The sequence below is a fragment of the Streptomyces sp. NPDC017056 genome (assembly GCF_044332485.1).
GTDB lineage: Bacteria > Actinomycetota > Actinomycetes > Streptomycetales > Streptomycetaceae > Streptomyces.
Window position 1 is genome coordinate 1 of the sequence record NZ_JBIRPD010000019.1, and the last position, 20,225, is coordinate 20,225.

Below are 20,225 nucleotides of genomic sequence, written 5' to 3' on the forward strand. Positions count from 1 at the left end.
CCCCGCAGCCGACAGCTCGCTACACCAGGTTCAGCTTTCCAGACATGGCGTCCGCGAGTGCGGTGAGGAGACACCCCCCTGCGCGGCCCCGACCCCACCACAACCAGTCGCACCCCCGCGCGAAGCGCAAAGCCCGCGCGCAGCGCGTATTACGGGACATATGGTGCAGCCATGAACACGTACAGGATGGGAAGGAACGCGCAGCGTACCCGCGCCACAGCCGCGCTCGTGGCGCTGCTCACGGCGTCAGCCGTACTCGTCGGGTGCGGCGACGACAACGACAAGGGCGGCGGAACGTCAGCCACGCCAAAACCGTCGGCAACGCCGACTACGTCGACCACGCCGACCACGTCGGCACCGCTGACCGAGGACCAGCGGTCCCGTAAGGCCCTCATCCCGGCGGCCAAGACCTCGTACGACCAGGCCCTCAAGGCCGCCACCGCGGCCGTCGAGGGGTCGAAGCCGGTGGCGGTGGAGTTGAAGCGCGGGGCCGGCGGCAAGCCGGAGTGGCACGCGAAGGTGGCGACCGAGGACGGTACGGCCAGCTCCGTGCGGGTCGACGCGGTGTCGGGGAAGGCGGACCGGCCGCGGGCGGAGGACGAGGACGGCGACGACAAGAAGAAGCTGGCGGACCGGCTGCGGCGGGCGACCGTCACGGCTCAGCAGGCCGTGGCGACGGCGACCGGCAAGAAGAGCGGCACGGTCAGTGCCGTGGAGCTGGACGACAACGACCAGAAGAAGGAGATCTGGTCGGTGGACGTCGTGACGAAGAACGACTGGAACAAGACGACGTTCGACGTCGATGCGACGGACCGGAAGATTCTGCGCGAGCACGTCGATCGGGACTGAGCCGGCGGAGGCGGGCCGGGAGGTCCCGGTCCGCCCCCGGAGGGTCAGTTCCCGGTCGCGCTCAGGGCCTCGGTGAGGATGGGCGCGACCTGGTCGATCTGCCAGGGCCGGGCGCCGTGGCCGGCCAGGACGGCGGCGACCGTCTCTTCGGTCGGCTCTGTGGGCGGCTCCCAGCACAGGCGCCGCACCGTGTCGGGAGTGATCAGGTTTTCCTGGGGGAGGTTGAGGTCCTCGGCGAGCGCGGTCACCGCGGCGCGGGCCGCGGACAGCCGGGCCGCCGCTGCCGGGTCCTTGTCGGCCCAGGAGCGGGGCGGCGGCGGGCCGTTCAGCGGCTGGCCGGGCTGCGGCAGTTCGCTGTCGGGCAGGGCGCGGGCCCGGTCGACGGCGGCCTGCCACTGTTCGAGCTGGCGGCGGCCCATGCGGTGCCCGAAGCCGTTGAGTGCGGCGAGCGCGTGCGCGTTGGGGGGCAGGTTCAGTGCCGCTTCGACGATGGCGGCGTCGCCGAGCACCTTGCCCGGCGAGATGTCGCGCCGTTGCGCGATCTGGTCACGGGCGGTCCACAGTTCCCGTACGACGGCCATCTGCCGGCGGCGGCGGACCTTGTGCATGCCGGACGTGCGGCGCCAGGGGTCCTTGCGGGGCGGGGCCGGGGGAGCGGCGGCGATGGCCGCGAACTCCTGGTGTGCCCATTCCAGCTTGCCCTGGCGCGTCAGTTCCTCCTCCAGCGCGTCGCGCAGGTCCACCAGCAGTTCGACGTCGAGGGCGGCGTAGCGCAGCCAGGGTTCCGGCAGCGGGCGGGTGGACCAGTCGACTGCGGAGTGGCCCTTTTCCAGGGCGTAGCCGAGGACGTTTTCGACCATCGCGCCGAGGCCGACGCGGGCGAAGCCGGCGAGGCGTCCGGCCAGCTCGGTGTCGAACAGGCGGGACGGGATCATGCCTATGTCGCGGAGGCACGGCAGGTCCTGGGTGGCGGCGTGCAGTACCCACTCGGCGTCGGCGACGGCCTCGCCGAGGGCGGAGAGGTCGGGGCAGCCCACCGGGTCGATCAGTACGCTGCCCGCGCCTTCGCGGCGCAGCTGTACGAGGTAGGCGCGCTGCCCGTAGCGGTAGCCGGAGGCGCGTTCGGCGTCCACGGCCACCGGTCCCGTGCCGGCCGCGAAGGCTGCCACGACTTCGGCAAGTTCTCCGTCCGTGGCGGTCACGGCGGGGGTGCCCTCGCGCGGTTCCAGTAGGGGGACCGGCGCCGGGCGGGTGTCCGGAGGGGAGTCTCCGGATGTTCGCAGTGTCGAGTCTTCTGCGGTCTTTTGGGCGTCGGTCACCAGTCAAGGGTATCTGTGTATGCACTGCGCCCGTCGAGGGAACGTTCCCTCGACGGGCGTGACGGCGGTCTGCGGGGTCAGTGGATGATGCCGGTACGCAGTGCGACGGCGACCATTCCGGCCCGGTCGCCGGTGCCCAGCTTGCGTGCGATGCGGGCGAGGTGGCTCTTGACGGTCAGTGCGGACAGGCCCATCGAGACGCCGATGGCCTTGTTGGACTGGCCCTCCGCAACCAGCCGCAGCACCTCGACCTCGCGTCCGGACAGTTCGCGGTAGCCGCCGGGGTGTCCGGGGGCGCCCGGGGGGCGGCGGTGCATGCGGGCGGCGTTGGCGCCGATGGGCGCGGCGCCGGGGCGGCCCGGGAGTCCGAGGTTTGTTCGGGTGCCGGTGACGACGTATCCCTTGACGCCGCCGGCCAGGGCGTTGCGGACGGCGCCGATGTCGTCGGCGGCGGAGAGGGCGAGGCCGTTGGGCCACCCCGCGGCCCGGGTCTCGGACAGCAGGGTCAGGCCGGAGCCGTCGGGCAGGTGGACGTCGGCAACGCAGATGTCGCGCGGGCTGCCGACGCGGGGACGGGCCTCCGCGATGGACGACGCCTCGATCACGTCACGTACTCCGAGCGCCCACAGGTGGCGGGTGACGGTGGAACGGACGCGAGGGTCGGCCACGACGACCATGGCCGTCGGCTTGTTCGGGCGGTAGGCGACCAGGCTCGAAGGTTGTTCGAGGAGAACTGACACCGGGCCTCCTGGGGGAGTGGCGGGACGGGGGCCGACATTTGGGGCGAGTCGGAATGCTCCGTCTTTGAAGGGTCACTGACCTCTTCGGCATCAAACCGGCGCGACTTTAGAGTTTGATCTCGACTTAGTTAGTTCATTTCGGGCAAATCGGCCGCTTGATCGACTTTGGAGTGAGCGGGCGGCACGAGATTGCCGTGAAACCGTTCGAGCGTCGCGGGGCAGCCCGGTGTCCGCGGCCCGGACAAGGGAGGGCGGCAGGGGCGCGCCCCGCGCACCGGTGGCACGCCGCCGCGCCGGGCGGTGCGCCGACGCCTCGACCGGTGGTGTCGTGCGCCGGCGCGTACGGTCAGCGCGCCTGCGGTCCCCTGCGCTGCGGCAGGGGTACGACCCCGCCGCGCGGCGACGGCTCGGGCGTGACCGGCGGCAGCCCCGCCACCTGGCACAGCAGGTCGCACCACGCGGACAGGTGGGCCGCGAGGTCCGGCGTGCCGCCCTGGCCCCCCTCTTCCGGGGTCCACGAGGCGCGGATCTCGATCTGGGTCGCCGGGGCCCGGTCCGCGAGCCCGCCGAAGTAGTGGGAGCCGGCCCGGGTGACCGTGCCGCTGGGCTCCCCGTACCGCACCCCGCGCGCGTCCAGCGCCCCCGTCAGCCAGGACCAGGACACCTCCGGGAGCAGCGGGTCGGAGCCCATCTCCGGCTCCAGTTCCGCGCGGGCCAGCGTCACCACCCGAAAGGTGCCCTGCCACGCCTCGTGCCCGGCCGGGTCGTGCAGCAGCACCAGTTTCCCGTCGGCCAGGTCCGTGTCCTCCCCGTCGGGTCCGGTGCCCGGCTCGACGACCGCCGCCTCCAGCGCGTACGCGTAGGGCGCGAGGCGCTTGGGCGCGGGCGTCGGCTCGATCTCGATCTCGGGGCGCAGCCGTGCCGTGCGGAGCGCCTCGATCGCCTGACGGAAGAGGATCGGGACGTTGTCCGCGCTGTCCGCGAGGTGTTCGTGAGCCGCAGCCATGCCCGGAAGATTAGGCGGAAGGAGCCGCTCATTGAGGGAGGACACCCGGTGCGCGCGTCGCCCATTCGGAGTCGCCCTCGCGCGCGTGCGAAGATTTGGTGCGTGAGCGCCAACGACCGCCCGACGGGCCAGCAGCAGACCGGTACGTACGACTCGGCCTTCCTGAGGGCCTGCCGGCGGGAGCCGGTGCCGCACACGCCGGTGTGGTTCATGCGCCAGGCCGGGCGGTCGCTGCCCGAGTACCGCAAGGTCCGCGAGGGCATCGCGATGCTCGACTCCTGCATGATGCCCGAGCTGATCACCGAGATCACCCTCCAGCCGGTCCGCCGGCACGGCGTGGACGCGGCGATCTACTTCAGCGACATCGTCGTGCCCCTCAAGGCCATCGGCATCGACCTGGACATCAAGCCGGGCGTCGGACCGGTCGTCGAGAAGCCGATCCGTACCCGCGCCGACCTGGAGCAGCTGCGCGCGCTGGAGCCGGGCGACGTGTCGTATGTGACCGAGGCCGTGCGGATGCTCGTCGGCGAGCTGGGCAGCACTCCGCTGATCGGCTTCGCGGGCGCGCCCTTCACCCTCGCCAGCTACCTGATCGAGGGCGGCCCCTCGCGCAACCACGAGCACACCAAGGCGATGATGTACGGCGACCCGCAGCTGTGGGCCGACCTGCTGGACCGCCTGGCGGACATCACCTCCGCCTTCCTCAAGGTGCAGATCGAGGCGGGCGCGAGCGCCGTGCAGCTCTTCGACTCCTGGGCGGGCGCGCTGGCCCCGGCCGACTACCGCCGCTCCGTCCTGCCGGCCTCCGCCAAGGTCTTCGAGTCGGTGTCCGGGTACGGCGTGCCGCGTATCCACTTCGGCGTCGGCACCGGTGAGCTGCTGGGCCTGATGGGTGAGGCGGGCGCGGACGTCGTGGGCGTCGACTGGCGGGTGCCGCTGGACGAGGCGGCCCGCCGGGTCGGCCCCGGCAAGGCGCTCCAGGGCAACCTGGATCCGGCGGTGCTGTTCGCGCCGCGGGAGGCGGTCGAGGGCAAGGCCGACGAGGTGCTGGACGCGGCCGCCGGCCTGGAGGGCCACATCTTCAACCTGGGGCACGGTGTGCCGCCGAACACCGACCCGGCCGCGCTGACCCGCCTCGTCGAGTACGTCCACGAGCGCTCGGTCCGCTGACCGCGCGGCGGGCCGCCGGTGCTCCGGAGGCCCGCCGTCCGCTCAGCCGGCCGCCCTGCGGACCGCGGCGGCCGCCTTGCGCGCGGCGACCAGGACGGGGTCCCACACGGGGGAGAACGGCGGCGCGTAGCCGAGGTCGAGGGCGGTCATCTCCTCGACCGTCAGCCGTGCCGTGAGCGCCACCGCCGCCACGTCCACGCGCTTGCCCGCGCCTTCCCGGCCGACGATCTGGACGCCCAGGAGCCGGCCGGTGCGGCGCTCGGCCATCATCTTCACGCGCATCGGGCGGGCGCCCGGGTAGTAGCCGGCGCGGCTGGTGGACTCGATGGTGACGGTCACGTACTGGAGGCCGACGGAGTTCGCCTGCGCCTCCAGGAGCCCGGTCCTGGCGATCTCCAGGTCGCAGACCTTGGAGACGGCGGTGCCGACGACGCCGGGGAAGGTCGCGTAGTCGCCGGCCACGTTCGAGCCGATGATCTGGCCGTGCTTGTTGGCGTGGGTGCCGAGCGCGATGTGCCGGGTCCGGCCCAGTACCAGGTCGAGCACCTCCACGCAGTCGCCGCCGGCCCACACGTCGTCGTGGCCGCGTACCCGCATCGACAGGTCGGTGAGCAGTCCGCCCGCGTCGCCGAGCGGCAGACCGGCCTGCTCGGCGAGGGTGGTCTCGGGCCGTACGCCCAGGCCCAGCACGATCACGTCGGCCGGGAACTCGCCGTCGTCCTCGGTGGTCACCGCGCAGGCCCGCCCCGAGTCGTCGGTGCGGACGCCGGTGACGACCGCGCCGCGCACGGTCTCGATGCCCATGCCGCACATCGCCTCGTGGACGAGTTCGCCCATGTCGGGGTCGAGCGTGGACATCGGCTGCTCGCCGCGGTCCAGGACCGTGACGTCGTAGCCGCGGGTGACCAGCGCCTCGGCCATCTCGACGCCGATGTAGCCGGCGCCGACGACGACCGCCTTGGTGCCCTCGGTGGCCTGGAGGGTGTCCAGCAGCGCCTGCCCGTCGTCCAGGGTCTGTACGCCGTGCACGCCGGGCGCGTCGATGCCCGGCAGCGGCGGGCGCAGCGGCCGCGCGCCGGTGGCGAGCACCAGTTTGTCGTAGCCGGTCCACGTCTCGGTGCCGCCGCCGTCCAGGTCGCGGGTGCGGACCCGGCCGCGGTCCAGGTCCAGTTCGGTGACCTCGGTCCGCATCCGCAGGTCGATGTCGCGCTCGCGGTGCTGTTCCGGTGAACGGGCGATCAGGTCGTCGGGGCCGTCCACCGACCCGCCGACCCAGTAGGGGATGCCGCAGGCGGAGTACGAGGAGAAGTGGCCGCGTTCGAACGCGACGATCTCCAGGTCGTCCGGCTTCTTCAGCCGCCGGGCCTGGGACGCGGCGGACATGCCCGTCGCGTCGCCGCCGATGATCACCAGTCGCTCCGCCATCGCGCGTGTTCCTTTCGCCGTGCGCCGGTACGGGGCCGCCCACGTCCCGCGGTCCCGTACACCTGTCCGTACCCGCGAAGGCTACGTCTACAGGGGGTAGCCGGCCGGGGTGGCGCGGACCGTGGTCCAGCGGGTCTCGGTGAAGGCGTCGAGGTTGGCGGTGCCGCCGAAGTGCGACCCGGTGCCGGAGTCGGCGAAGCCGCCCATCGGGGCGACCGGCTCGTCGTTGACCGTCTGGTCGTTGATGTGCAGCAGGCCGGTGGGGATGCGGTCGGACAGGTCCAGCGCGCGGGCGGTGTCGCGGGTGACGATGCCGAGCGCCAGCCCGTACCCGGTGTCGTTCGCCAGGGCCACGGCCTCGTCGTTGCTGTGGAACTTGCGTACCGGCGCGACCGGCCCGAAGACCTCTTCGGCGTAGGCGGGAGCGGTGTCGTCCACATCGGCGAGGACCGTCGGGCGGTAGAACAGGCCGCGGTGGGTGCCGCCGGCCGCGAGCCGGGCGCCCGCCGCCGTGCTCGCCCGCACCAGGTCGTGGATCCGGTCCCGCTGCCCGCCGTCGATGACCGGCCCGAGCTGGACGTCCTCGCGGAACGGGTCGCCGACGGTGAGGGCGTCCGCCTTGGCCGCCAGCCGCTCCACGTACTCGTCGTACAGGGAGGCGTGGACGAGGTGGCGGCCCGAGGACATGCAGATCTGGCCCTGGTGGAAGAAGGAGGCCCAGGCCGCGGCTGACATGGCGGCGTCCAGGTCCGCGTCTTCCAGGACGAGGAACGCGCTGTTGCCGCCCAGCTCCAGGTGGGCCCGCTTGAGGTGCCGGGCGGCGAGCGCGCCGACGCTGCGGCCCGCGTTCGTGGAGCCGGTGAAGGAGATCACGCGTACGTGCCGGTCGCCGACCAGGGCCTGCCCGGCCTCGGCGCCGCCCGGCAGCACGTGCAGCAGCCCTTCCGGCAGCCCGGCCGCCGCGAGGACCGCGGCCACGATGTGGCCGCCGCATACGGCGGTGCGCGGGTCGGGCTTGAGGACGACCGCGTTGCCGAGCGCCAGGGCGGGGGCGACGGAGCGCAGGGCGAGGACGAGGGGCACGTTGAACGGCGCGATGACGCCGACGACGCCGGCCGGCACCCGGGTCGCGTACGAGCGCCGGGGCGCGGCGGAGGGCAGGACCTGGCCCAGCGGCCGGTGGGCCAGGGCGGCGGCCTCGTAGCACTCCTCCGCGGCGGTGCGGATCTCGAACTCCGCCTTGCCGGGGACGCTGCCGGCCTCGCGGACGATCCACTCGGAGATCTCCTCGGCGTGCCGCAGGATCAGGTCTCCGGCGCGCCGCAGCACCGCGGCGCGCTCCGTGTACGGCGTACGGGCCCAGGCGCGCTGTGCGGCCGCGGCCCCGGCGGCGGCGCTTCCCACGTCGGCGGGGGAGGCGAGGGTGAACGCGGCCAGCGTGTCGCCGGTCGCCGGTTCGACCGCCGTGGTCCCGCCGCCGTGCAGCAGGGGCAGGTGGTCCGGGTCGAGCAGGGGCATCGCGCGGCCTCCGGTCGGTAGAACGGTTGAGGAATGAACCAGTTCGGTTCATCCTCTCGCACCGGTGGCCACCTCGGACGGCGGGGCCTGGGGCCCCTCCAGGACGGGCGCGCCGCCCCCGCTACTCGCGTTCCAATACGAGCGCCAGGCCCTGGCCCACACCGATGCACAGCGCCGCCAGGCCCGTACCGGGGCCGCCGGCGGCCAGTTGGTGGGCCACCGCGCCGGCCAGCCGGGCACCGGACGCGCCCAGCGGGTGCCCGATGGCGATGGCGCCGCCGCGCGGGTTCACCACGGCCGGGTCCAGGCCGGGCCACTGGGCGAGGCACCCCAACGCCTGCGCGGCGAACGCCTCGTTGAGCTCGAAGGCGGCCAGGTCGGCGAAGCCGCGCCCCGCCTTGTCCAGGGCGCGCCGTACGGCCTCCACCGGGCCCAGCCCGAACAGCTGCGGCTCCACGCCGGTCACCGCGCTCGCGCCGATCCGGGCCAGCGGTTCCCGGCCGGTGGCCCGCAGGCCCTCCTCGTCTACGAGGAGCAGCGCGGCGGCGCCGTCGTTGAGCGGGGAGGAGTTGCCCGCCGTGACCGTGCCGCCCTCCTTGCGGAAGGCCGGGCGGAGCTTGGCCAGCGCCTCCGGGGAGGACGTGGCGCGGATCGACTCGTCCCGTGTCAGGTCCACGTCCGGCAGCGGTACGACCTCGGCGTCGTACGCGCCCTCCTCCCAGGCCCGCGCCGCCTTGTGGTGGCTGGCGAGCGCGAACGCGTCCTGCTGCTCGCGGCCGATGCCGTACTTGTCGGCGATCAGCTCGGCGCCCTCGCCCAGCGCCACCGTCCACTCGGGTGCCATCCGCGGGTTGACCATCCGCCAGCCCAGCGTCGAGGAGTACATCTCCTGGTGCCCGGCGGGGAAGGCGCGCTCGGGCTTCCGGAGGACGTACGGCGCGCGGCTCATCGACTCCACGCCGCCGGCCAGCACGATGTGCGCGTCCCCGAGGGCGATGGAGCGGGCGGCCTGGATCACGGCCTCCAGGCCGGAGCCGCACAGGCGGTTGACCGTCACGCCCGGCACGGAGACGGGGAGCCCGGCCAGCAGGACGGCCATCCGCGCCACGTTGCGGTTGTCCTCGCCGGCGCCGTTGGCGTCGCCGAGGACGACGTCGTCGATGCGGGCGGGGTCGAGCGCGGGCGTCCGGTCCACCAGGGCCTTGACGACGTGGGCGGCGAGGTCGTCGGGGCGGGTGCCGGAGAGGGCGCCGCCGTACTTGCCGACGGGGGTCCGCACGGCGTCGACGACGTAGACGTCCCTGGCGCCCCATGTGCCCCGTGCGCCTTGTGCGTTGCGTACACCCTGGTCGGTCATCAGGCCCTGTCCTCGCTGTCCGTACGAAACTGCCCGTCCGAAGCCGCCCGTTCGAAGCTGCCCATTCGAAGATCGGCGCTACCGCACCCGAGTCTTTGCCCGCCACGCGCGGCTGTCAACGGTCACCTGGGGCATCACCCTCCCGTGCGGTCTCCGCCGAAGACGGCGGCGGGGGCGTCCCGGCAGTCGCCGGCGTCCGCCCGCGCCCCGGCAGCCGGCTGCGCAGCAGCCGCCACAGCCCGTACAGCAGCGCGCCGGCCGCCGCGAACGGCAGCACCGCGCCGACCGCCACCAGCAACCACCGCACCGCCGTGGCGAAGGCGTCCCAGCCGCCGCCGAGCGCGTCCGCGAAGGACGTCTCCTCGTCCTCGTCCGCCGCCGCGTCCGGCTCGTGCAGCACCAGCGTGATCGTCGCCATGCCGACCTGCTCCTTGAGGGATTTCAGGCGCGCCTGGAGGGACTCCAGTTCCGACTGCCGGCGGCTGAGCTCCGACTCCAGGGTGACGATGTCGCCGATCGTGGTCGCCTTCTCCATCAGCGCCCGCACCCGCGCCACGCTCGCCTGCTGCGAGGCAATGCGGCTGCCGGTGTCCACCACCTGGTCGGTGACGTCCTTCGCCGAGACCTTGCGCTCCTTGAGTCGGCCCAGGCGGGAGAGCCGGTCCAGCAGGCCGTCGTACGCGGCCGGCGGCACCCGCAGCTCGACCCGGGACCGCTCCCGGCCCTCGGCGTCCCGGTCGGTGGACTCGTCGCCCACGTAGCCGCCCACGCCCTTCGCCGCCGTGCGGGCCTTGGCCAGCGCTCCCGGTACGTCAGCGGCCTCGACGGTGACCGAGGCCGTGCGGACGATCTGCGAAGGCACGGCCGGCGCGGGCTTCCCGGACGCGGTGCCGGCCTTGCCCTCGGTCGCCCCGCCCGTGCCGTCCGGCGCCTTGGGCGCGACCATGCCCTGGTCGGCGGCCTGCCCGGAGCTCTTGCCGTCCCGCGCCGCGCTCGCCGCCTTCGAGCCGCCCTCCCCGGCGGCCCCGCACCCCGCGACCGCGAGCGACGCCGCGAGCAGCGCTCCCGCCGCGGCCCGCCGTGCCCCGTACGACCGGCTCGCTGTCCCCATGATCTGTACCCCCGAAGTGGCGTGACGGTGTTGCCACTTCGACGGGACGGGGGAGCCGTGGGTTGCCGTCTGCGCATCGCGATGCGGTCACGGTCAGGACTCCGCGCGGACTCTGAGAGAGTGGGGGCATGAGCACAGCGCACACCAGTACGGGCCGCGCGCCCGGAAGTCACGTCGTCGTCATCGGTGGGGGCATCTCGGGGCTGGCCGCGGCCCACCGACTGCTGGACGGCGGCGCCCGGGTGACCGTGCTGGAGGCGTCCGGACGGCTCGGCGGCAAGCTGCTCGCCGGGGAGATCGCGGGCGTACCGGTCGACCTCGGGGCCGAATCGATGCTGGCCAAGCGGCCGGAGGCGGTGGATCTCGCGCGTGCGGTCGGCCTCGGCGACCGGCTACAGCCGCCCACCACCGCGACCGCCGCCCTGTGGACGCGCGGCGCGCTGCGGCCGATGCCCAAGGGGCACGTGATGGGCGTACCGGGCGACCTGGGCCTGCTGGCCGCCTCCGGGGTGATCTCCCCCGAGGGCATGGCGCGGATCGCCGAGGACGAGGCGCTGGAGCGCACGGAGGTCGGCGCGGACGTGGCGGTCGGCGAGTACGTCGCCGCGCGGCTGGGCCGCGAGGTCGTGGACCGGCTCGTCGAACCCCTGCTGGGCGGCGTGTACGCGGGCAACGCGTACCGCATCTCGATGCGCGCCGCCGTCCCGCAGCTCTTCGAGGCCGCGCGCGCCGAGCGCTCGCTGATCGAAGGTGTAAGGGGCATCCAGGCGCGGACGGCGGCGCGCGCCGCGGGGCCGGGCCAGGCGCCGGCCCCGGTCTTTATGGGCATCGACGGCGGCGTGGGCACGCTGCCGGTCGCCGTCGCCGACGCGGTACGGGCCGCCGGCGGCGAGATCCGTACGCACACCCCGGTACGGGAGCTGCGGCGCACCGCCGACGGCTGGCGCGTCGTCCTGGACGGCGCGGACGGCACGGCGGTTGTGGAGGCGGAGGCCGTGGTCCTCGCGGCACCGGCGCCCGCCGCCGCCCGGCTGCTGGCCGCCGAGGCGCCCGCCGCCGCCACCGAGCTGTCCGCCGTCGAGTACGCCTCGATGGCCCTGGTCACCATGGCCTTCCGCCGCGCCGACCTCGGTACGGCGCTGTCCGGCAGCGGCTTCCTCGTACCGCCCGTCGACGGCCGCAAGATCAAGGCGTCCACCTTCGCCAGCAACAAGTGGGGCTGGATCGCCGACGGCGACCCCGACCTGTTCGTGCTGCGCACCTCCGTCGGGCGGTACGGCGACGAGGCCGACCTGGAGCGCGACGACGCCGACCTGGTGGAACTGTCGCTGCGCGACCTCGGCGAGGCGGCCGGGCTGGCCGCCCGGCCCGTCGCGCAGCAGGTCACGCGGTGGCACGGCGGGCTGCCGCAGTACCCGGTCGGCCACCTGGAGCGGGTCGCCCGCATCCGGGCCGAGGCCGGCAAGCTGCCGGGCCTGCGGGTGTGCGGCGCGCTCTACGACGGGGTGGGCATCCCCGCCTGCGTCGCCTCCGCCCGCAAGGCCGCGGACGACATCTTGGACACCCTGCCGCAAGCCGCCACATCGGGGGAGTGAGAATGGGACCCATGACTGACGCTTCCGCCCCCGCCACCCCCACCGGGGCCGCTCCCGAGAAGACTCCGAACGCCGGCAAGAAGGCGAAGGACCTGAACGAGGTCATCCGCTACACGCTCTGGTCGGTGTTCAAGCTGCGCGACGTGCTGCCCGAGGACCGCACCGGGTACGCCGACGAGGTCGAGGCGCTGTTCGCGCAGCTCGCCGCCAAGGACGTCGTCGTGCGCGGCACCTACGACGTCTCCGGTCTGCGCGCCGACGCCGACGTGATGATCTGGTGGCACTCGGAGAGCTCCGACGCGCTCCAGGAGGCGTACAGCCTCTTCCGCCGCACCAAGCTGGGGCGCGCGCTGGAGCCGGTCTGGTCGAACATGGCGCTGCACCGCCCGGCCGAGTTCAACAAGTCGCACATCCCGGCCTTCCTGGCCGACGAGGTCGCCCGCGACTACGTGAGCGTCTACCCGTTCGTGCGCTCCTACGACTGGTACCTGCTCCCCGACGAGGACCGCCGCCGGATGCTCGCCGACCACGGCAAGATGGCCCGCGGCTTCCCGGACGTGCGCGCCAACACCGTGCCGTCCTTCTCGCTCGGCGACTACGAGTGGATCCTCGCCTTCGAGGCCGACGAGCTGTACCGCATCGTCGACCTCATGCGCCACCTGCGCGGCTCCGAGGCGCGGATGCACGTCCGCGAGGAGGTGCCGTTCTACACCGGTCGCCGCAAGCCGGTCGCCGAGCTGGTCGCCGGCCTGGCCTGAGGCGGTGCGGCAGGCCGGGTGCCGTACCCGGCCTGCCGCGGCAGCTCCCGCCTACTTGGCGGGCGGCACCGGCTTGGGCTCCGCGCGCGGTGCGCAGTACGTGTCCCGCGCCGGGGTCCGCCCGGTCAGCAGGTACCGCTCGACGTGCTGGTTGGCGCAGGTGTTCGTCCCGAAGGAGACACCGTGCGTGCCCGCGCCGCGCTCGGTCACCAGCGCCGAACCGGCGAGCCTGCGCCGCAGCTCGACCGCGCCGGGGTACGGCGTCGCGCCGTCCCGCTCGGCCGCCAGCAGCAGCACCGGCGGCAGCGCGCCCGGTGCGGTACGCACGTCGACCGGCCGGTACGCCGCGCCGGCCTGGGGGAGGGCCGCGTCGGTCACGTCGGTGGCGAAACGCGACGGGTCCTGGGTGGCGCCCCGCGGCGCGTGCCGGGGCCAGAAGGCACACGGCAGGTTCAGCCAGGCGTTGTCCCAGGTCTCGAAGGGCGCGACGCGCGCGACCCGGGTGTTGTCCCGGTCCCAGACCCGCAGGTCACGCGGCCAGGGCCCGTCGTTGCACTCCACGGCCGTGTAGACCGCGTTGCTGTTCTCGTCCGCCGCCTCGCCGCCCGGCTGCGGCAGGGTCTGCCGCAGCAGCGGCTTGGGGTCGCCCTTGACGTACGCGGACAGCGCGGCCGCGCGCACCGGCCAGTACGCGTCGTTGTAGCCCGTCTTGAGGAAGGCCGCCTGCAACTGGGCCGACCCGACCTTGCCGCCCAGAGGCCGGTGGCCCAGCCGCGCCCGGACGGTGTCGTACGCGCGCAGCACCTGCTGCGGCGTCGTACCGAGCCGGTAGACCTTGTGGTGCTTGGCCACCCAGCGTGCCCAGTCCGTCCAGCGCCGCTCGAAGGCGACGTTCTGGTCGAGGTTGTTGCGGTACCAGATCTGCCGGGGGTCGGGGTTGACGACGCTGTCGAAGACCATCCGGCGGACGTGTCCCGGGAAGAGCGTCGCGTACACCGCGCCGAAGTAGGTGCCGTAGGACGCGCCCATGTAGGTGAGCTTCTTCTCGCCCAGCGCGGCCCGCAGCATGTCCAGGTCGCGGGCGTTGTTGGCGGACGTGAAGTGGCGCAGCGCGGGGCCCGCCTTGCGGGCACAGCCTTCCGCGTACGCCTTGGCCTCCGCGTACTTCTGCCGCTTGAACGCCGCCGAGGGATCGCGCGGGCTCGCGGTCGGGATCTTGGCGTACGCGGCCGGATCCTGGCAGGACAGCGGCGCCGAACGCCCGACGCCGCGCGGCGCGTAGCCGACGAAGTCGTAGGCGCGCGCCGTCTTGCGCCACCGCTCCGTCTTCCCGTACATCGGGAAGTGCATGCTGGACGCACCCGGGCCGCCCGGGTTGAAGACCAGGGCGCCCTGCCGCACCTTGGGGCCGCCGGTCGCCCGCGCCCGGCTCACCATCAGGGTGATCTTCCGGTCCCGCGGGTGGGCGTAGTCCAGGGGGACGGTGAGGCGGCCGCACTCCACGGACGACGGCAGGCGCTCCACGGGCGCGCAGTGGCCGAAGGCGATGCGGGGCGGTGCGGGGGCCGGGGTGCCGGACCCGGCCGTATCCGGGCGGGCGAGGCCGCCGGCGGGGACGGCGGCGAGTGCGGTCAGGACCAGAGACCCGATGGTGCCGTACAGCGCTACTGCTTTCACGAGCCGTCCCTTCGTATGGAGGCGCCGGGTGCGCATACAAAAGGGATAGTTGGGGCGGCGGTTGAGGTTGTAAAGCACCGCGCTCCGGTGTCGGGTGCTATGCCCCGGACGAGTGGAGCGCGGTGCGCGAAGTGCGGGTTTCACGGCCGTCCGGCTCGTACGGCCATACGTGTTCCCGGTCTCCTGTTCCTCACCGGCAGCGGCGGCCGGAGTTGATGCAGTCCACCGCGCGCGCCATCAGGTCGCGGGGCATGAAGTTGGCGAAGTCGGCGTGGTCGGTGACCGGTTTGCGCAGCTGCTCGGGGAAGCTGTCGACCGCGAAGGCCCGCGGCCGGGGTGTGACCGCGTAGGTCAGCCGCATCTGGAGCTGCGGCACGGCCTTCGTGCCGGCGGGGCAGCGGCCCGAGGACCGGTCGGGGAAGACGAGGTGCGTGCGGTGGTTGGCGCTGTCCTTGTTCGCGCCGTCCCAGCAACTGGGGAAGTCCAGGATCCGTACGGCCTGGCTGCCGCCGGGGCACAGCGGGTACTTGTCGGTCAGCCGCCGGTTCTCGAAGCCGGTGCAGGTCCACTGCGCCCGCGCGTTGGCGGTGCCGTTGGTGGCCGCCTTGGCGTCGCCGGTGACGGCGCGCAGCCCCTCGGGCATCGCGGCGACCTTGCCGGCCGCGTTGCCGCGGAAGGACAGCGAGACGGAGCTGGGGGTCAGCACCTGTCCCACGTTGCCGTCCGCCGGGTCCTGTCCGTTCCCGCTGCTCGGCCCGTCCCGGCCGCCGAGCCGGCGCAGCACGGGCCAGAAGTACGCCGACTTGTCGCCCCGGGCGCACGTGGTGCCGGCAGCGCGCAGCGAGTCGTCGGTGGAGAAGGCGTCCGTGGACCGGTTGCCGACGTAGTCGTGGAGGTGGTGGGCGCCGTTGGCGACGCCCGGGGTGACGATGAAGTTGTCGGGGTTGTTGTGCCGGTTCTCGTTGCGGCCGCAGCCGCTGGTGAAGGTGCCGGTGGACGCGCCGCGCCCGTTGCCGGGGGGCCGGGCGGCGGGCGGCGCGGAGCGGATGTCGGCGAAGTCGCCGGCCGCGGGGACGCCTTGGCCGGGGGCGGCGGAGCCGGTCGGGCCGGTGGGGCCCGCGGGGTTGTCGGGGGTGTCGGCGGGGCCGGCGGCCGGTTCGCCGGGGCCGTTGTCAGTGGGGGATGTCACGCTGGGTGACGACGGTGAAGGTGACGGATCGGCGGGCGGGGACCCGGACGGGGGAGTGGCGTTGTGAGCGGACGCGTTACCGGTGACGGAGACGAAGGTGCCGGCGGAGCCGAGCACCGCGAGCAGGGCGATCAGCACGAGGTGCTTGGTGCCGAGCCGGCGGCGGTGCCGCGGGGGATGCGGGGGCGGCGGCGACGGCCGCGGTGGCGGCGAAGGCCGGGGCGACTGCGGGGGCTTCGGGTTCGCGGCGGACCGGTGGTCGGTCATGGGGGATCACTTCTTCCCGTTCTTTCAGGGGTGTTGGCGCCGGTCACCGGGGGTCTCGGTGGCTTCGGGGGACCCGGTGGCGGTGGCGGGGGGAGTCGCGGGCGGAGGCAGCGAATACGTCCGTGACGGTGTGACGGGCAGGGGAGGCGCGGCGGGCGTCGCGTCCAGGGACGGCGGCGGTGCCGACGGGCTCGGCGGCGGAGAGGCGGTGGCCGCGTCCTCGGCGATCGCGTCGAAGTCGACGAATCCGGTGCGCTCCAGCATCGAGATGTGGTCCAGGACGGTGGTGTTGGCGTCGTCCGCCAGAGCGCGGACCAGCGAGTTGCGGGTGGTGGCGCGGACCTGGGCGACGACGGTGAAGACCTTGCCGTGCGCGAGCCGCAGGATGTTCGCGAACTTCCGGTCGTACGCGGCCCCGCGCGCGGCGCTCAGCTCGGCCAGCCACCGGAGCTGCTGGGCGTTGGGCCGGTCGGGCAGGCCGAGACCGAGCTGCGCGGCCACCTCGCGTACGTGCCGGTCGAGCGCGGCGTGCCCCTCTACGAGGTGGTCGCCCGCCTCCCGTACGGCCGGCACGGTGCCGCGCTCCTGGGCCTGCTGGCCGGCGGGCAGTTCCCACAGGCCCGCCAGCCGTACGCGGTTGACGAAGTCCCGGTCGAGCGCGGACAGCGGGCCGAACGAGGTGGCGACGGTCTGCGTGTTGACGTCCCCGCCCGCGCCCGGCCGGCCGGCGAACGACCAGATCGGAAAGAGCAGTGCGGCCAGTGTCGCGGCGAGCGCGGCGACGACGAGACCGGTGCCGGTTACGGATCGCATGGTGCCTCCTGGTGCGGCACCGCACGCTAGTGCGCCCTGCGCTGATCCTGTCGTCCGTTCGGGGAAGCCCCGTCAACGCCCCCTGGCCGCTGGTACGTTGACCGGTTGCCCAGCGGTGCCACACGTACCGGGCGCCCCGCCGGCCACCCGCGAGGGGCGGCGGGGCCGGGGCGCCCTGCCTGACGGGAGTGCCGAGGGTCAGCCGCCCCCGCAGCCACCGCCCCCACAGCCGCCGCCCCCGCAGGACGAGCTGCTGCCGCAGCTCGATCCGCTGCCGGACGACCCGCCGTCTCCGCCGCCGCTCCCGCCGGACGAGCTGCCGCAGCCGGAGCCGGACCCGCCGCCGCACGACGACCCGCACCAGGCGGTGTCCGAGCTGTCGTCCGGCACGTTCCAGCCGCATCCCGAGCCCGACGAGCCGCCGGACGAGCCGGCCGGGGACGGGGAGTACGCGGAGGTGGCCGCCGCCGACCGCTGCGCCTCGGTGAGCTGCTCGCGCAGCACGTCGTCCACCAGCAGGGCGGTGCTGCCGAGCGCCACGAGCAGCGCCGCGGACTGCGCCGCGTTGGTCGCCACACCCACCGCCGCCGCCTTCACCACCGAGGCGCCGGCCCGGGTGACCCGCCGCCCCAGCACCCTCCGGCACACCCCGCCGACCACGGTGCCGACGAGGGCCGCGGGCAGGATCGCGACGACGAACGGGGTCTGCGACGGCGCGTGGGTGATGGCTCCCGTGAGGGTGAAGAGGAGGACCAGCGCGAAGCCCGCCGCACAGCTCCCGGCCTGCCAGGCCGCGTACGAACGCCAGGGGCGGCCGGTGCGCGGGTGCCGCATCAGGCCGCGCGCCGCCAGACCGTCGCCGACGGCCTGGACGGCGGGGGCGTGCATGACATGGCGGCGCAGGGTGCCCAGCGCGCCGTCCGGGGTCCGCGCCAGGGAGTCCAGCACGGCCGTCTCGACCGGGTCGTACGCCACCGACTGCCGTACGGTCACCACGCCGGGCCCGCCGACGGCCAGCCGGCCGTCCTGGTGCATCCCGGCTATCGCGGCGTCCGCCACCCGCGCCGGGCCGCCGGCGAGAAAGGCGATCTCCCACAGGTCGTGGTCCGCCTTGCCGGGACGCTTCGCCTTGGGCGCCGCCCGGACGATACGGACGGTACGGGCGACGAGCAGCACGGAGGAGGCGGCGACCGCCAGGGTCACGAGAAGCGCGAGCACGGCGTTCACCTCCGGCGCAGGGCGAGCCGGACGGCCCGGGAGAGCCGGTGCACCGGGCCGCGCGGCGGCCTCGGCCCGGCACGGTCCCGCCACCACTGCGTCAGCTCCCGGCGCGCCTCCGGGTCGGCGGGGCGGCCGGTGGCCAGCAGCTGGACCGCGAAGTCCATGGCGTCCTGGCGGTAGCCGGCGCTCATGGGCCGGTGTCGCGCGTAGGCGAGAAAGCTGTCGCGGTAGCCCGCGCCCAGGATGTCCGGCAGTTCCGGCGCGACCTTGGCGACCACGGAGGCCCGTTTGGCGGCCAGGGCCCGGCTCTGCACCAGCAGCCGCCGCCGGTCGAAGCCCTCCGGCGCCGGCGTCCCGGCGACGAGCGCGGAGAGCAGCGCGGCCTGCGCGACGGCGAGCCGCTGCCGGGCGGGGCCGGTGCCGGTTCCGCCGGTGGTGGCGGCGGTAGTGGCGGTGCCGGTTGCGGCGGTCGGCACCGCGGTCGCCGTGCGCGGCGTCGGTGCCTCCTTGAGGACGGTGCGGATCGCGTCCAGTTCACCGGTCAGCTCGCCGGCCGCCGGGAAGTCCTCGTCGCGCTCCAGCAGGACGCCGGGCGGCGTGACGCGCGCGCAGAGTTCGGCCAGAACGTCCAGGACGGGCCGGGTCACCGGGTGGGCGTGGGTGTCGTGCCAGACGCCGTCCCGCTCGATCCCGCCCGCCACGTGCACGTACGCGATGGCCTCGACGGGCAGTTCGTCCAGCGTCGTGGCCGGGGCCTCGTCCCGGTTCACGTGATTGGTATGGAGGTTGGCGACATCGACGAGCAGCCGTACGCCGGTCCGCTCGACCAGTTCGGCGAGGAACTGCCCCTCGGTCAGCTCCTCGCCGGGCCAGTTGACCAGGGCCGCGATGTTCTCCACGGCGAGCGGCACGGGCAGCGCGTCCTGCGCGATACGGACGTTCTCGCAGAGCACGTCCAGCGCGTCCCGGGTGCGCGGCACGGGCAGCAGGTGCCCGGCCTCCATCGCGGGGGAGGCGGTCAGCGGGCCCCCGGCCCGTACGAACGCGATGTGCTCGGTGACCAGGGGCGCGCCCAGCGCCTCGGCGCGTTCCGCGAGCGCGGCCAGCCGGCCCGCGTCCGGCCGGTCGGCCCCGCCGAGCCCCAGCGAGACGCCGTGCGGGACGACGGTGGTGCCCCGCTCGCGCAGCGCTCGCAGGGCGGGCGGCAGATGACCCGGACAGATGTTTTCGGCGACGACCTCCACCCAGTCCACACCGGGCAGCTCCGCGATCTCGTCGGCTATCTCGGGCCGCCAGCCGATGCCCGTGCCGAGACGTTCCATGATGCCCCCTCCCCCGATACCACTCCCGTGGTGTGGGGTATTCATGACCCCGGCGGCCCTCGGCGAATCCGTCGGGCAGCGGGTTCAGAGGTTGATTTGAGCTTGCCGCGCGCGGCGCCCACCGGTGGCCGGCGGCGGGCGGGCGGCTCAGCGGGCGGTCTCGACGCCCACCGCGGCGCCGAGGGCGAGCAGCACGCCGCCGGTGGCCTGGTCCAGGCGCCGGCGTACGCGCGGGCGCTGGAAGAAGGCGCGCGCCCGGTGCACCGCCAGGGCGATCCCGCCCAGCCAGCAGAAGCCCAGCGTGACGTGCACGGCGACCAGCAGCAGCGTCGTCGCCACGACCGGCGCGCCGTGCGGGACGAACTGCGGCAGCAGGGACATGTAGACGACCCCGACCTTCGGGTTCAGGACATTGGTCAGCAGCCCCGTACGGAACGCGCGGAGCGGCGACTGCCGGTCGGCTTCGGGGCCGTGGGCGGCGGCGCCTGCCGCGGCGGGACCGGAGGCGTCACGTCCGGCCTCCGGGGAGCGGCGGCGTGCGCCGCGCAGCGCCTGGAAGCCCAGCCACATCAGGTACAGCGCCCCGGCGACGCGCAGCGCGTCGTACGCCGCCTGCGACGCCGACAGCATGGCCGTCAGCCCGACCGCCCCGGCCAGCCCCCACACGAAGCAGCCGGCGGCTATGCCCAGCGCGGAGCACAGCGCCGCCCGCCGCCCGGAGTTGAGGGAGGTCCGCAGCACCACCGCGAAGTCGGGGCCCGGCGAGACGGTGAGCAGCACGGCCACCGCGGTGAAACCCAGAAGAGAAGAGAACACGGGACGCAACCGTACGTCGTGCGCCGGCCGGTGTTCCCCGGCGCCCCCTGCGAACCCGCGCACCGCCGCGTA

General features: G+C 74.3%; 17 protein-coding genes. 4 read left to right on the forward strand and 13 right to left on the reverse strand.

Annotated elements, in window-relative coordinates; all coding sequences use genetic code 11:
• The first annotated feature begins 171 nt into the window (after positions 1-171).
• Positions 172-849: a PepSY domain-containing protein gene (locus tag ACH4OW_RS29515; RefSeq protein WP_398030796.1), complete on the forward strand. Its 678-nt coding sequence runs from the start codon at positions 172-174 to the stop codon at positions 847-849.
• 44 nt (positions 850-893) lie between these two features.
• Here ACH4OW_RS29515 and ACH4OW_RS29520 read toward each other — a convergent pair whose 3' ends face one another.
• The 3 genes from ACH4OW_RS29520 to ACH4OW_RS29530 form a co-directional block, all read right to left on the reverse strand.
• The gene (locus ACH4OW_RS29520) at positions 894-2,168 is read right to left on the reverse strand and encodes a ribonuclease D (RefSeq protein ID WP_360131380.1); all 1,275 of its coding nucleotides are present in this window, start codon (positions 2,166-2,168) and stop codon (positions 894-896) included.
• A 77-nt stretch (positions 2,169-2,245) separates the two neighbouring features.
• Positions 2,246-2,908, reverse strand: coding sequence for a response regulator transcription factor (locus tag ACH4OW_RS29525; protein WP_003985651.1), 663 nt, complete (start codon positions 2,906-2,908; stop codon positions 2,246-2,248).
• 346 nt (positions 2,909-3,254) lie between these two features.
• Positions 3,255-3,914, reverse strand: a complete 660-nt coding sequence (locus tag ACH4OW_RS29530) for a DUF3000 domain-containing protein (RefSeq protein WP_398030798.1) — start codon at positions 3,912-3,914, stop codon at positions 3,255-3,257.
• 102 nt (positions 3,915-4,016) lie between these two features.
• Here ACH4OW_RS29530 and hemE point away from each other — a divergent pair, with 102 nt between their 5' ends.
• Positions 4,017-5,084, forward strand: coding sequence for a uroporphyrinogen decarboxylase (hemE, locus tag ACH4OW_RS29535; RefSeq protein ID WP_360131387.1), 1,068 nt, complete (start codon positions 4,017-4,019; stop codon positions 5,082-5,084).
• 42 nt (positions 5,085-5,126) lie between these two features.
• Here the strand turns inward: hemE and ACH4OW_RS29540 are convergent, their stop codons facing one another.
• The 4 genes from ACH4OW_RS29540 to ACH4OW_RS29555 form a co-directional block, all read right to left on the reverse strand.
• On the reverse strand, positions 5,127-6,509 hold the full coding sequence (locus ACH4OW_RS29540) for an FAD-dependent oxidoreductase (protein WP_360131390.1): 1,383 nt from the start codon (positions 6,507-6,509) through the stop codon (positions 5,127-5,129).
• Positions 6,510-6,596: 87 nt separating this feature from the next.
• Complete coding sequence (locus ACH4OW_RS29545) at positions 6,597-8,027, reverse strand: aldehyde dehydrogenase family protein (RefSeq protein ID WP_398030800.1); 1,431 nt, start codon at positions 8,025-8,027, stop codon at positions 6,597-6,599.
• A gap of 121 nt (positions 8,028-8,148) precedes the next feature.
• Entirely contained in the window at positions 8,149-9,384 is a 1,236-nt protein-coding gene (locus ACH4OW_RS29550; RefSeq protein WP_398030801.1) for a thiolase family protein, read from the reverse strand.
• Between the two features lie 115 nt (positions 9,385-9,499).
• Positions 9,500-10,495, reverse strand: a complete 996-nt coding sequence (locus ACH4OW_RS29555) for a DUF4349 domain-containing protein (protein ID WP_398030803.1) — start codon at positions 10,493-10,495, stop codon at positions 9,500-9,502.
• A 128-nt stretch (positions 10,496-10,623) separates the two neighbouring features.
• On the opposite strand from ACH4OW_RS29555, the gene hemG reads away from it, so the two are divergent.
• Both hemG and hemQ read left to right on the forward strand, forming a co-directional pair.
• Positions 10,624-12,090: a protoporphyrinogen oxidase gene (hemG, locus tag ACH4OW_RS29560; protein ID WP_398030805.1), complete on the forward strand. Its 1,467-nt coding sequence runs from the start codon at positions 10,624-10,626 to the stop codon at positions 12,088-12,090.
• A gap of 11 nt (positions 12,091-12,101) precedes the next feature.
• Complete coding sequence (gene hemQ / locus ACH4OW_RS29565) at positions 12,102-12,848, forward strand: hydrogen peroxide-dependent heme synthase (protein ID WP_360131405.1); 747 nt, start codon at positions 12,102-12,104, stop codon at positions 12,846-12,848.
• Between the two features lie 51 nt (positions 12,849-12,899).
• Here hemQ and ACH4OW_RS29570 read toward each other — a convergent pair whose 3' ends face one another.
• The 6 genes from ACH4OW_RS29570 to ACH4OW_RS29595 form a co-directional block, all read right to left on the reverse strand.
• Entirely contained in the window at positions 12,900-14,525 is a 1,626-nt protein-coding gene (locus ACH4OW_RS29570; protein WP_360131408.1) for an alpha/beta hydrolase, read from the reverse strand.
• A 190-nt stretch (positions 14,526-14,715) separates the two neighbouring features.
• Positions 14,716-15,981, reverse strand: coding sequence for a DUF1996 domain-containing protein (locus ACH4OW_RS29575; RefSeq protein WP_398030807.1), 1,266 nt, complete (start codon positions 15,979-15,981; stop codon positions 14,716-14,718).
• 24 nt (positions 15,982-16,005) lie between these two features.
• Complete coding sequence (locus ACH4OW_RS29580) at positions 16,006-16,794, reverse strand: DUF4142 domain-containing protein (RefSeq protein WP_360131411.1); 789 nt, start codon at positions 16,792-16,794, stop codon at positions 16,006-16,008.
• A gap of 198 nt (positions 16,795-16,992) precedes the next feature.
• The gene (locus ACH4OW_RS29585; RefSeq protein WP_360131414.1) at positions 16,993-18,012 is read right to left on the reverse strand and encodes a TIGR04222 domain-containing membrane protein; all 1,020 of its coding nucleotides are present in this window, start codon (positions 18,010-18,012) and stop codon (positions 16,993-16,995) included.
• Between the two features lie 5 nt (positions 18,013-18,017).
• Complete coding sequence (locus ACH4OW_RS29590; RefSeq protein WP_398030809.1) at positions 18,018-19,337, reverse strand: DUF692 domain-containing protein; 1,320 nt, start codon at positions 19,335-19,337, stop codon at positions 18,018-18,020.
• A 147-nt stretch (positions 19,338-19,484) separates the two neighbouring features.
• Positions 19,485-20,153: a LysE family translocator gene (locus tag ACH4OW_RS29595; protein WP_398030811.1), complete on the reverse strand. Its 669-nt coding sequence runs from the start codon at positions 20,151-20,153 to the stop codon at positions 19,485-19,487.
• Positions 20,154-20,225 lie beyond the last annotated feature (72 nt).